Annotated in this window: 9 protein-coding genes; 5 read left to right on the forward strand and 4 right to left on the reverse strand. The window is 43.8% G+C overall.

Going from position 1 to position 12,345, the window contains the following annotated elements; translation table 11 throughout:
* Positions 1 to 9: 9 nt before the first annotated feature.
* On the forward strand, positions 10 to 945 hold the full coding sequence (locus HRQ91_RS01955; RefSeq protein ID WP_210120016.1) for a transketolase family protein: 936 nt from the start codon (positions 10 to 12) through the stop codon (positions 943 to 945).
* On the opposite strand, the gene HRQ91_RS01960 is transcribed toward HRQ91_RS01955, so the two are convergent.
* Both HRQ91_RS01960 and HRQ91_RS01965 read right to left on the reverse strand, forming a co-directional pair.
* Positions 940 to 2,637, reverse strand: a complete 1,698-nt coding sequence (locus HRQ91_RS01960) for an NAD(P)/FAD-dependent oxidoreductase (protein WP_210120017.1) — start codon at positions 2,635 to 2,637, stop codon at positions 940 to 942. The two genes, HRQ91_RS01955 and HRQ91_RS01960, sit on opposite strands and share 6 nt — an antisense overlap.
* Before the next feature lie 120 nt (positions 2,638 to 2,757).
* Positions 2,758 to 4,752, reverse strand: coding sequence for an ABC-F family ATP-binding cassette domain-containing protein (locus HRQ91_RS01965; RefSeq protein ID WP_210120018.1), 1,995 nt, complete (start codon positions 4,750 to 4,752; stop codon positions 2,758 to 2,760).
* 387 nt (positions 4,753 to 5,139) lie between these two features.
* On the opposite strand from HRQ91_RS01965, the gene HRQ91_RS01970 reads away from it, so the two are divergent.
* Together HRQ91_RS01970 and gdhA are read left to right on the forward strand one after the other, a co-directional pair.
* On the forward strand, positions 5,140 to 6,126 hold the full coding sequence (locus HRQ91_RS01970; RefSeq protein ID WP_210120019.1) for a ketopantoate reductase family protein: 987 nt from the start codon (positions 5,140 to 5,142) through the stop codon (positions 6,124 to 6,126).
* 131 nt (positions 6,127 to 6,257) lie between these two features.
* Positions 6,258 to 7,601 (forward strand): NADP-specific glutamate dehydrogenase, encoded by a 1,344-nt coding sequence (gdhA, locus tag HRQ91_RS01975; protein ID WP_210120020.1) that lies wholly within the window; start codon positions 6,258 to 6,260, stop codon positions 7,599 to 7,601.
* A 117-nt stretch (positions 7,602 to 7,718) separates the two neighbouring features.
* Here gdhA and HRQ91_RS01980 read toward each other — a convergent pair whose 3' ends face one another.
* On the reverse strand, positions 7,719 to 8,327 hold the full coding sequence (locus HRQ91_RS01980) for a uracil-DNA glycosylase family protein (protein WP_246473255.1): 609 nt from the start codon (positions 8,325 to 8,327) through the stop codon (positions 7,719 to 7,721).
* Between the two features lie 309 nt (positions 8,328 to 8,636).
* On the opposite strand from HRQ91_RS01980, the gene HRQ91_RS01985 reads away from it, so the two are divergent.
* On the forward strand, positions 8,637 to 9,950 hold the full coding sequence (locus tag HRQ91_RS01985; protein WP_210120021.1) for an ATP-binding protein: 1,314 nt from the start codon (positions 8,637 to 8,639) through the stop codon (positions 9,948 to 9,950).
* A 151-nt stretch (positions 9,951 to 10,101) separates the two neighbouring features.
* Positions 10,102 to 11,379, forward strand: a complete 1,278-nt coding sequence (locus HRQ91_RS01990) for an O-acetylhomoserine aminocarboxypropyltransferase/cysteine synthase family protein (RefSeq protein ID WP_210120022.1) — start codon at positions 10,102 to 10,104, stop codon at positions 11,377 to 11,379.
* A gap of 146 nt (positions 11,380 to 11,525) precedes the next feature.
* On the opposite strand, the gene HRQ91_RS01995 is transcribed toward HRQ91_RS01990, so the two are convergent.
* Positions 11,526 to 12,275: a phosphotransferase family protein gene (locus HRQ91_RS01995; RefSeq protein ID WP_210117167.1), complete on the reverse strand. Its 750-nt coding sequence runs from the start codon at positions 12,273 to 12,275 to the stop codon at positions 11,526 to 11,528.
* Between the last annotated feature and the right edge of the window lie 70 nt (positions 12,276 to 12,345).

The following is a 12,345-nucleotide window of genomic DNA, read 5'->3' on the forward strand; positions in this document are numbered from 1 at the left end:
GGGAATGCAATGAAATATGAAAGTTTACGCAGCGCATATGGTGAAAAACTTGTAGAGCTTGGAAAAAAAGATAAACGCGTGGTGGCGCTCGAAGCCGACTTGGGAAAATCTACCCAAAGCATAATGTTTGCAAATGAGATTCCCGAAAGATATTTTCAGATGGGTATCGCGGAACAGAATATGGCGTCTACGGCTGCAGGACTTGCTCTTACGGGGAAAATTCCTTTTATAAGCACGTTCGCGGTTTTTGCGTCAGGGCGCGCCTACGATCAGATACGTTCTTCGATCGCAATTCCCAATTTAACAGTTTTGATCTGCGGATCTTCGGCCGGGCTTTCGGATTTCGGCGACGGAAAAACGCATCAAAGTATCGACGACATAGGAATAATGAGAGTTCTTCCCAATATGACGGTTTTAAGTCCCGCGGATTCCGTAGAAACAAAGAGCATGATGGAAGCCGTACTGGCGCACAAAGGCCCGGTTTATTTGCGCATAAACCGCTCCGATCTTCCGGTTCTTACGGATCCGGCAAAGCCCTACAGGATAGGGCAGATGACAAGACTGCGTGAAGGCAAAGACGTCGTAATATTTGCGTCGGGCGTTATGGTGTTAAAAAGCCTTGAAGCCGCTGAAAATCTTGAAAAAGGCGGAATAAGCGCCCGCGTGGTAAACCTTTCAACCGTTAAGCCGCTTGATTTAAAAGAATTGGAGGCGCAGTGTACGGGCGTTAAGGCCGTCGTAACCGCAGAAGAACACAACGTTTTTTGCGGAATAGGTTCCGCCGTGGCGGAAGCGCTTTGCGCTTCAAGGCTCCCCATAGGAATGGTGGGAATAAAAGACAGTTACGGCACAAGTGCAAAAAACTATGACGAGCTTCTTGAACATTACGGGCTCACGGCTTCTGCAATAGAAAAAAAAGCGAAAGAAATTTTAGAAAAGCTATGAGGAAGACGATTTAAGTTTTTTTGCAATAGCGGCGCAGGCGTTTTCCCCGTCCATCGCCGACGACACTATCCCGCCCGAATATCCTGAGCCTTCCCCTGCAGGAAACAGGTTTTTAAGGGCGGGACTTTCAAACGTTTCTTTGCTCCGCAATATGCGCACCGGAGTGGACGTGCGGGTTTCGCTTGCGATTATTATAGCTTCAGGGCAGATAAAGCCCTTCATCATTTTGTTGAAATTTTTAAATCCCTGTTCAATGCGGGTTTTGATGTGAGAATCGAGCCATAGATCCAAACGGCTTGGAACGAGTCCCGGAAAATAACTTGATTTGGGAAGTTCCTGTGAAGGCCTTTTGTCAAGAAAGTCGCAGAGCCTTTGGGCGGGCGCCTTTTGGCCTTCGCCGTGTTTTTTCGTTTGAATTTCAAGATAGGTTCTGTAAAAAAGTCCTGCCAGAGCAACGCATCCTTTTTGCTTTGCTTCTTCCGTAAACCTTTCGGGAATATCTTCCGGCCGGATTTCTACGACTACGGCCGAATTAGACCACGGAGAATTCCTTGAAGACTGCGACATTCCGTTTATGACGATTTCGGCGGAGCTTGTTGAAGAAGGAACTACGAATCCGCCGGGACACATACAAAACGAATATACTCCCCGTCCTTCTGCCTGAGTGGTCAGACTGTATTCGGCTGCGGAAAGAAGATTTGACGCATTGCCGTGATATTGAATTTTATCTATGATTTTTCTGGGATGCTCTACGCGGACTCCGGCGGCGAAGGTTTTCGCTTCAAGCGATGAAGGATCGGTCTTTGCCAGCGTAAAGTATATGTCCGAAGCGGAATGCCCCGAAGCCAAAAGAACGGCGTCAGCATCCAATTGAAAGCTTTCGCCCGTCTTTGTGTTTTGCACGCGCACGCCGCAAACGGTTTTCGCATTTGACCGCCCGTCAAACAAAAAATCCGTAAACAGAGTGTTAAAGTAAAATTCTCCGCCTGCATCTATTATTGTTGAGCGCACGGCATCGATGATTTTCGGTAATTTATCCGTTCCTATGTGAGGATGAGAATCGGTTAAGATCGCAGGATCCGCGCCGAAATACACAAGTATTTTTAATATGCGCGAAACGTCGCCGCGTTTATTGCTCCTGGTGTATAATTTTCCGTCGCTGAAAGTTCCGGCTCCGCCTTCGCCGAAACAGTAATTGCTGTTAGGATCCACAACGCCGTTAAGGCTTATCTGCGCAATGTCGCGCTTTCTTTGAGAAACATTGCTTCCGCGCTCAATGATCACGGGTCTTATTCCGTTTTCGAGCAGCCGCAGCGCGCCGAACAGTCCAGCAGGACCCGATCCTATTATAACAACTTTTTTAGCGCCATCGCCGTGTTCTATTTTCCGGATCGGCAAAAAATCTTGCCTTCCGGTTTCCGCCTTGCAGCTTGCCCCGCCGACTGTTTTTTGTCCTATATCCTGATCTTCGATCCGTTCGCCTATATATACCTTGTAGCGCATATAAAGTTTTACTTTTGCATGCCGCGCGTCTACGGATCTTTTTATGTTTACAAATCTTATTTTATCTTTAGAACCGGCTTGGGGAACGGTTATTTTTTGTTTTTTTAATTCCTTAATTATCTTTTGGAGTATGACAAGATTTTTATTTTCATCTTCGGGATTTAAAGTTATTGAAATTTCAGTGTTCATAGTTTTAAGGATTATAGCACATTACAGAGCTCGTGGCACAATGCGGCGCCGAGTAATACCGACGTTTACACAGATTCGGTTTTCCCTCGGGGCTTTACAGGAGTCTTACCGGCGGATCCGTTACGCCAGTTCTTCCCATCTTTCATATTTTTTTTCCAGCGACAAGGATAGCGTTTGATATTCGGCGTTTATTTTTCCGATTTTTGAAAAATCCGTTTTGCCGTCCGACATAATATTTTCAAGCTCTTTTTTGCGCTTTTCAAGAGTTTCGATGTCTTTTTCAATCTGTTCGAATTCCCTTTGCTCTTTGAATGAAAGTTTTTTTATTCCCGTGTCGGAAGAAACGGAATTTTGCACCGACGTTTTATTCCGGCTGCTTTTTTCCTTTTTATCGATTTTATCTTTTTTATTCTCCTTATGCTTCGAGCGGCTTTTTTCCTGCATAATATATTCGGAACATTTTCCTGCAAAGCCTGAAACGCTTCCGTCGTCTTCAAGTATAAAAAGGGTGTCGGCAACCTTGTCCATAAAGTAGCGGTCGTGGCTTATCACAAGAAGGCAGCCCTCGTATTCCGTAAGAAACCGTTCAAGAATGTTCATAGTGAATATGTCAAAGTCGTTGGTCGGTTCGTCGAGGATCAAAAAATTAGGATTGCCTATGAGAAGCCGCACAAGCAAAAGACGTTTTTTTTCACCGCCGCTCAAAGCAGAAACGGGCGAATATTGAATCTTGCCTTCAAAACCGAATTCTTCCAAAAAACGGGCAGCGCTTACAGAGTTTTTGTCATTGATTTTGATGATTTCCGCCGCTTCTTTTACGTATTCAAGAACGGTCATTTCTTTGTCGGGAAAGACGGGATTTTGCTCGTAATGCGCGAATACCGTATTTTCGCCTTTTATGATGCTCCCGGAATCCGGGGAAATTTTTCCGGTTATTATGTTTACCAAGGTGGATTTTCCCGTGCCGTTATCGCCGAATATGCCGATTTTTTGCCCTTTACTGAATGTATAAGAAAAATTTTTTAATACGGGAGAAGGAACGGCGGCCGTCGTCACCCTTACCGGCTCTTTGCCGTACGCATCGGCGTCAAATGATTTGGAAATTTCTTTTTCAGCATAGCCCTTGGGAAAATTTTTACTTATGCCGTGCAATTCAAGAATTTTTTTGCCTGATCTTCTTCCTGAAACTTCAAAAGAAAATTCTTTGTCGGCTTTAAATTTTTCCCGGTTTATAAGCTGCATGTCGCGCTGAATTCTTGCCTTTGCTTTTGTGCCGCGCGCGCAGGGGCCTCGCAAAAGCCATTCGCGTTCCGTCCGCAGGACGGATTCAATGCGGCGGTCGGCATTCGCTTCAATCTCAGCTTCGATTTGTTTTTTTTCAAGATAGGATGAATAGTTCCCTTTGTAGTATTTTAGCGTCCCGCGTTCAAGCTCGTAGATAGTATCGCACACGTTGTCTAAAAAATATCTGTCGTGCGTTACCATAAGCACCGTGCGGTTTGATGAAGCAAGATAGTCTTGCAGGTAGCTTATCGTTCTTATATCAAGGTGGTTTGTAGGCTCGTCGAGCAAAAGAAGTTTTGTGTCTTCTGCCAAAACCTGGGCTAAAGCGACTTTTTTTATCATTCCGCCTGAAAGCTCCGACATCTTTCTTTGCATGTTTTTTATTCCGAGCGCCGTCAGTATTGATGAAATTTGCGATTCGTAATTCCACAGATCTTTTTCTTCCATTTGCCTGTTGAGGTCTTCAAACTGCCGATCGAGAGCGCCTTCTTTTGTACTTTCAAAAGCAAGTTTTTCACAGATTTCTTCGTATTTACGGATTATATTAAGTTTCGGGGAAGGACTTTTAAATATATGGTCAAGTATTGTGTCGTTTTTGTCATACGAGGGATCCTGCGGCAAAAAAGATACGCCCGCTTCTTTGTTTATGACGACGGAACCTCCGCTCGGCTGCAATATTCCCGCAATAATTTTAAGCAGCGTAGACTTTCCGCTTCCGTTTTTGCCTATAACGGCGACCTTTTCACCGTAGTTAAGACCGAAGCTTACGCCCTCAAAAAGAGGACTTTCTCGCCCCTGCATGGCCAGAGCATTTATTGAAAGAATATTCATAGGAGCGATTATAATGGAAAAAGTCCGCGTGTGGAATGCGGAGCGTTTTTCTTTTATCGAAGACGCACGAAAATCCTCCGTCCGCTGCACGACATGGATGCCGTGTCGGAATTTGGTCGCGTATTTTTGCATAGCAAAATACGGTAGTGAGCGGTACACGGATGTAACGCGAACGGCCACTGCTCGGATTTTCTTGTTTAAGTCTAGAGTTGAAAAATGCCTTTCGGCGTTTTTCTTTTATAGGACACGCACGAAAATCTTTCGATTTGCTTTTTTAAGCCTAAAGGCGAAAAGCGGCCAAGCCGTTTTTCTTTTATTGGAGACGCACGAAAATCTTTCGATTTTCGTGCTCTTGCAGTATATTCGATTTGCCTTTAAAATCATAATATGAAAGAGATAAAAACAGTTCTTATTGCCGGAGCGGGCGCCGTAGGTCTTACAGTCGCTTCAACTATTTATGAGTGGGATCCTAAAAGCGTTTACATACTTGCGAAAGGCGAGCGGCTTAAAAAGTACAAAGATTCCGGGCTTTTTGTAAACGGTAAAAAGATCGACTTTTTGTTTGCGGACGCGCAAAAAGCCGACTGCAAGGCCGATCTTATAATTATTGCCTGTAAATTTCATCATTTGGCGCAAATAATCGACGACATTAAAAACTATGTAGGAAAAGAAACATACATACTTTCCCTTCTTAACGGAATTTCAAGCGAAGAAATTATTGCAAAGGAATACGGCCTCCGGCGCATTCCGTATGCGCTCATTTTAGGAACCGATGCCCAGCATAAAGACTGTCATACGATATTCAAGCAAAAAGGAATAATATTTTTCGGCGAAGAAAAGAATCCGAGCGTGGGCGGGAAAGCTGCGCCCGAATGTTCCGACGCCGTGCGTTTGATTTCGGACTTTTTTGAACGTTCCAAAGTACCTTATTCCGTTCCTAACGATATGATAAGACAGCAGTGGGTTAAATTCATGATAAACGTGGGAATAAACCAAGTTTCAGCCGTTTTAAAACTTCCCTACGGTGCGTTTCAGGCTAACGGAAAGCCGTTTAATATTCCTTTTGCGCGCGAGCTGATGACTGACGCTATGAAGGAAGTGATCGCCGTTTCAAAACCTGCCGGCATAAATTTAAACGAAAGCGATATGCAAGAGTGGTTTGATTTTCTTGACGGCCTTACCCCCGAAAGCTGCACTTCGATGTGTCAGGATATAAAGGCTGGACGAAAAACGGAAGTTGAAATGTTTGCCCGTACCGTAATAACGCTGGGAAAAAAATACGGAATTCCCACCCCTGTAAATTCCGTATTGGAAAAACAGATTTGTTCGCTTGAAGCAAGAGCCTGTATGCAGGATTTTTTCGGTCCCGTATGAGTGTGAAGTCCCCTGCATAAGTGCGGGCGGTGATCGGCCGCCGAGGCACAAATACTTTTCCAATATATTTTTTTTTGATAATATAATCACCGTCGGTAGTGTTTTCTTCAGAAGAGCCGATAGGGGTTAATATGACTAATAGATACGTAAAACGTGTTTGGGCGGACGTCCAAAAGCGAAATGCAGATCAGCCGGAATTTTTACAGGCAGTACAGGAAGTTTTTATAACTCTTGATCCTGTTATCGATAAAATGCCCGATCTTGAAGAAAATGCAATTTTAGAGCGTCTGGTAGAGCCTGAGCGCATCGTAATATTCCGCGTTCCGTGGATGGACGATAAGGGTAAGGCTCATATCAACAGAGGCTACAGGGTTCAGTTTAACAGCGCGATAGGCCCTTATAAAGGCGGCCTTCGTTTTTCCCCGGAAGTAAATCTTTCGGTGCTTAAATTTTTGGGATTCGAACAAGTCTTAAAAAACAGCCTTACAACTCTTCCTATGGGAGGAGGCAAGGGCGGTTCCGACTTTGATCCGCACGGAAAATCTAATGCGGAAGTTATGCGCTTTTGTCAGTCGTTTATGATTGAACTTAGCCGTCACATAGGAGCGGACACGGATGTTCCTGCGGGAGATAAGGGCGTAGGCGGAAGGGAAGTAGCTTACATGTTCGGCCAATATAAAAGACTTCGCAATGAGTTTACCGGCGTGTTTACCGGGAAAGGACTTGAGTTCGGAGGATCCTTGATCCGTACCGAGGCTACGGGCTACGGGCTTATATATTTTGCGGAGTGTATGCTTAAAAAAGTCGGAGAAGATTTTAAAGGAAAAATCTGTGCCGTTTCTGGCGACGGCAATGTTGCGCAATACGCGGCGGAAAAATTGATCCATCTTGGGGCTAAACCGGTAACGCTTTCCGATTCGTCGGGATTTATATATGATCCTGACGGGATTAATCAAGAAAAACTGGACTATGTAAAACGCTTGCGCTCGGAACACAAAAAGATCGGAGAATATGTAAAGAAATTTTCAGGTGCAAAATTTACGGCAAACGCTCGTCCGTGGTCGGTAAAGGTTGACTGCGCATTTCCCTGTGCCACGCAAAACGAATTGGACGGAAAAGATGCGGACGCGCTTATTAAAAACGGCGTAAAACTTGTGGCCGAAGGCGCAAATATGCCGTCGACGCTTGAGGCGACCGAAAAATTTCAAAAGGCCGGAGTTTTTTTTGCTCCCGGAAAGGCTTCGAACGCCGGCGGAGTTGCAACTTCGGGACTTGAGATGAGCCAAAATTCCGCTCGCCTCTCATGGACGCGAAACGAAGTTGACGAAAGGCTTCATCAGATAATGATAAGTATACACGATAACGCCTATAATACCGCTGAAAAATTCGGCATGAAGGGAAATTACGTCGCCGGCGCCAACATCGCAGGTTTTATAAAAGTTGCAAAAGCGATGATAGCGCAGGGCCTTGTATAGTTACGTACATGACCGGATTAAACGGCTCTGAAATTTCCGCATAACGGCTTGAAGCCAAAAGCGCTCTTTATCGCGGCGCTTTCGGCTGTGATTCCAACCTTTATTCCGGCGGGGCTTTTACCCAAGCAGTTTTGCTCGGTAGAATTCAAGTAGTTTTTCGGTAGGCCATTTGCCCCTGTTTGCGGGGCTGGTAGAAGGCAAATACTGCGCGTCTTTTTCCAATGTTCGTCCGTAAAATTTTTTGTACAAATTAAAAGCCGTCTTACCGGTGCAAAAAATCCTGGATATTCGGCTGTTTTCGATTATCTTTGAAATATCGTTCGGCTCGGGAAATTTTATGGAAGCGTCGTCCGCGCCCGCTATCCGGCAATATTTAAGAACGTCCCAGAGCGCTATGCCGTGGTTAAGAACAAGATGTCTGCGTTCTTCTATGCATTCGCGGCATACGTTTAAGAATGCCGAATCCTTTGAAACTTCAACTGCCCCCATTACGGCTTCCTTGTTTGAAAATTTCAGTTTTTCCCCGTAAATTTCCGCTATTATAGGCCAAAATCTGTTTTGCGGATGCATGTAATAAAATCCTGCCCTGCGCGAAGCCGGCGAAGGCATGGTTCCCAGAATCAGGATAGCGCTTTCAAAATTAAAGACCGGCTCTATCGTATGGATTACAGTTTCGGGCATTTTAGTATGAGATTTTAAATGGATGATTTTTGCACTTTCGCTCATATAAACAACTTTAACACATTTTAGGCGTCAGGGCGATAAGCCGTTAAAAACCGGCGCGGCGCATTGTACCGTAACGTTGCATCGGGCATTGCACCGGATAGTTTCGCGGTGAATTACGCGGCAAATTTCCGCATTTTAAAGGCTTTGCGGCATATGTATGTTTCATAAAAAAAATGGCGTGATTAATTTTTCATCCAAGGAATTCTTCGGGATTACCGGTTCAGCAAATTAAGGAAAATCGGTATTGTAATACTCTAAGATATATTGTATTATTGTAATAGTCATTAAGTTAACAGTGGTTAAAATAATATGTCAAAATTTTATGATAGAAAGAAAGAATTGGCCTTGCTCGGACAGATAGAGAGAAATTCCTCATCTTCAGCAGCTTTTACAGTAATGACAGGTCGCAGACGGATAGGAAAAACAGCATTGCTTAAAAAATTTCTTGAAAGAAAGAAAAGCTGCTATCTATTCACCACAAGAAATTCGGAGAGTCTTTTATGCCGACAGTGGCAGAAGGAACTGGAAGAAAAAATCGGACTAAAAATATTCGGAAATATTTATAAGCTTGCCGATTTATTTGAACAAATAATGCTCTTTTCAACGCAACGTCATTTTATTTTGGTTATTGATGAATTTCAGGATCTAAAATCTATTAATCCTGCTTTTTTCAGCGAGATGCAGAATATATGGGACAGTAATAAGGACAATTCTAAGATCAATTTAATTGTGTGCGGCTCCGTTTATTCCATGATGATTAAGATTTTTGAGGATTCAAAAGAGCCGTTATTCGGTCGGGCAACTGCAAAAATCAATCTAAGGCCGTTTACCCCTTCTGTTTGTAAGGAAATTTTAAAAGCGTATAATCCGGATTTTAATAATGAAGATTTATTGTGCCTTTATATGCTCAGCGGCGGAGTTGCAAAATACATGATGCTGCTTATGGATTCCGGCAGTACTACAAAAGAAAAAATGATTGATTATGTCACCGGAGTTACTTCTCCATTTTTAATTGACGGCAAAGATGTTCTAATAAATGAAATGGGCAAGGATTACGGCATTTATTTTTCCATTCTTTCTCTTATTTCAAACGGAATGACAGCTCAAAATGAAATTGATTCTATAATTCAAAAAAATACGGGCGCATATCTTTCCAACCTTTATAAAATTTATGATGTAATACAACCTATAAAACCTTTATATTCAAAGGCTGAAAGTCGCAATGTTCGATGGCAGATTACGGACAGTTATTTGAGATTCTATTTCCGGTTCATTTATTCAAATCAGAATCTCGTTGAACTTGGACAATATGACGTATTGAAAACTGTGATTTTACGCGATTATGAGACTTTCACCGGAAGGACGCTCGAGCAGTATTTCACTGAAAAAATTAAAGAAGAAACTCAACTTACATTACTTGGCGGCTGGAGGGACAGAAAATCACAGAATGAAATTGATATTATTGCCGTTAACGATTTGAATAAAACCTGCAGCATATATGAAGTTAAGCGTAAAGCTGAGAAAATAAATTTAAAATTGCTCGAAGAAAAAGGCAATGTTTTTAAGTCAAACGTTCCAGGGTATTCTATAGAATTCAGCGGATTAAGCATGGAAAATATGTAGCGGCGAGTATTGCGGTTTTAACAAGATTTTTCACCGCCGCCGCCGCTGTGTGTCGCTTGTTGTCGTCAGTTGTGTCCGCCGCTTTATTGTGTAAAAAATATTTTTTGCATATACTCCAGTTATAATAAAGTTTAAAGGCCGGAGACAGAATATGAAATTTGAAACTAAGTGCCTGCATTCGGGATATGCTCCCAAAAACGGCGAACCTCGCGTTGTTCCCATTGTGCAAAGCACGACTTATCGCTTTGATTCCTGCGATCACGTTGCAGATCTTTTTGACAAACCCACGGAATACATATATTCGCGCTTTGCAAACCCTACGTGCGACGCCGTTGAAAAAAAACTTGCCGACATGGAAGGCGGCGTCGGCGCCATGCTTACTTCAAGCGGGCAGGCGGCTTCCCTTCTTTCCATCTTAAATTTATGTTCAGCCGGAGACAGTTTTATTGCGAGCGCGTCAATCTACGGCGGAACCATAAATTTGTTCGGTTTTACGCTTAAAAAACTCGGAATAGAATGTATTTGGGTGGATGTCGACGCTTCTTACGATGAAATACTGAAGTCTTTTAAACCTAATACAAAGGCCGTTTTCGGCGAAACCATCGCAAATCCTGCGCTTACGGTTTTTGATATTGAAAAGTGGGCTAAGGCTGCGCATGAAAAACACGTTCCTCTAATTGTTGACAACACCTTTGCCACGCCGTATCTCTGCCGTCCGTTCGAATTCGGCGCGGATATCGTCGTTCATTCGACCACAAAATATCTGGACGGACATGCGGTTCAGGGCGGCGGAGCGATCGTCGACAGCGGAAATTTCGACTGGGTTGCCGCAAACAAGGCGACCGGCTATTTTGAAGATCTTGTCAAACCCGATCCGAGCTATCACGGACTTGAGTATGTAAAAGAATTCGGCAAGGCCGCTTACATAATAAAGGCAAGAACTCAGCTTATGAGAGATTTCGGGTGTTACCCTGCGGCGCATTCCGCCTTTTTGCTTAATATGGGAATCGAAACCTTGCCGATCCGTATGGAACGGTACTGTAAGAACGCTCTGCAGGTTGCGGAATTCTTTCAAAGGCACGATAAGATTGCCAAAGTCAGATATCCCATGCTTGGAGGCGACAAATACTATGAAAATGCAAAAAAATATCTACCCCTCGGAGCAAGCGGAGTGATAACCGTGAGCATAAAGGGCGGCCGCAAGGCTGCGATGCGTTTTATGGATTCCCTTAAACTTGCCTCGGACGAAGTTCACGTGGCTGACATAAGGACATGCGTATTGCATCCTGCAAGCGCAACTCACCGCCAGCTTACGGACGAACAGCTTGTCGCTGCCGGAATCGACGGCGGTATGGTTCGCTTCAGCTGCGGCCTTGAAAATGTAGACGACATTATTTGCGACATAAAACAGGCCTTGGAAAAAGTCTAGGCTTCCCAAAGCGAAAGCTTATTCCACATGCGCCGTTATACGCACGCGGAATGTAAGCTCAACCGCAAATAAAATTGTGCACAAATCGAGGCTCCGGCATATTACAGCGGCGGTCAGCCGTTTAAAATTTGCCGGAGCGTTTGCCTTTATACGTAATCTACAACCTGCGTCCATTTAAGCAGGAATTTGCGTTCTTCCGCTTTACTCTTTACCAGTTGAGACGCGGCTACGATCGGCATCCAGCTTTGGATGTATTTTTTTTCGGTATTTGTCTTTTTGCAAAACAGATCGATATAATATTCCGCAGCCTTTTCTTTACCTGCAAGACGGAACAAAAGATATGTTCTTGCTACGTCGGCGGAAGCGTTGCCCTGTGTGGCATGAGACCAGTCCAAAATATAAGGAACGTCTCCTTTTGCGATTATTATATTGCTGGGATTAAAATCCCCGTGGCAAACCTTTACATGCTTCGGCATACCCTGAAGCCGCGTCTGCAGATCGTACTTCACGGTTTCGTCAAGATTCGTTTCCGCGATTTTTCTGAACATTTTGTCTTGAAGCTTGTTAAGCAGAGGCGATCTTTTGCTGTGGATTTCCGTTTGTATGTCGACAAATCTTTTCAGATAGTCCTGCTCTTTTTCGGGATTCTCTTCAATAAGCTGCGCCATAGTTTTTCCTTCGATAAAAGTTGAAATTATGGCCCACCGATTGTCGATTTTAGCAACTTCTTCAATTTTCGGAATGTTTAATCCGGTCTCTTCTACGCGCGCGTTATTCAGAGCTTCGTTTAAAATATCCGATTTCGAATAGGTTTCGTTAAAAATTTTTATTGCCAGATCTCCGTCTCTGTAAATAGTTTTATCGCTTCGCGACGCAATGACCGTGTTAAGATTCATATTGATCCTCCATACTGAATATTTTGTTGTAAGCGACAGCGGCAAGTCTGTAAAAATTAAGCCTGCCGCC

It is taken from the genome of Treponema parvum, from assembly GCF_017893965.1.
Lineage (GTDB): Bacteria > Spirochaetota > Spirochaetia > Treponematales > Treponemataceae > Treponema_D > Treponema_D parvum.

Excerpts from the sequence above, each read along its gene's own strand:
- HRQ91_RS01970 (WP_210120019.1), top strand. The coding sequence starts at position 5,140 with ATGAAAGAGATAAAAACAGTTCTTATTGCCGGAGCGGGCGCCGTAGGT.
- HRQ91_RS01960 (WP_210120017.1), bottom strand. The coding sequence starts at position 2,637 with ATGAACACTGAAATTTCAATAACTTTAAATCCCGAAGATGAAAATAAA.
- HRQ91_RS01955 (WP_210120016.1), top strand. The coding sequence starts at position 10 with ATGAAATATGAAAGTTTACGCAGCGCATATGGTGAAAAACTTGTAGAG.
- HRQ91_RS01985 (WP_210120021.1), top strand. The coding sequence starts at position 8,637 with ATGTCAAAATTTTATGATAGAAAGAAAGAATTGGCCTTGCTCGGACAG.
- HRQ91_RS01965 (WP_210120018.1), bottom strand. The coding sequence starts at position 4,752 with ATGAATATTCTTTCAATAAATGCTCTGGCCATGCAGGGGCGAGAAAGT.
- HRQ91_RS01995 (WP_210117167.1), bottom strand. The coding sequence starts at position 12,275 with ATGAATCTTAACACGGTCATTGCGTCGCGAAGCGATAAAACTATTTAC.
- HRQ91_RS01980 (WP_246473255.1), bottom strand. The coding sequence starts at position 8,327 with ATGAGCGAAAGTGCAAAAATCATCCATTTAAAATCTCATACTAAAATG.
- HRQ91_RS01990 (WP_210120022.1), top strand. The coding sequence starts at position 10,102 with ATGAAATTTGAAACTAAGTGCCTGCATTCGGGATATGCTCCCAAAAAC.
- gdhA (WP_210120020.1), top strand. The coding sequence starts at position 6,258 with ATGACTAATAGATACGTAAAACGTGTTTGGGCGGACGTCCAAAAGCGA.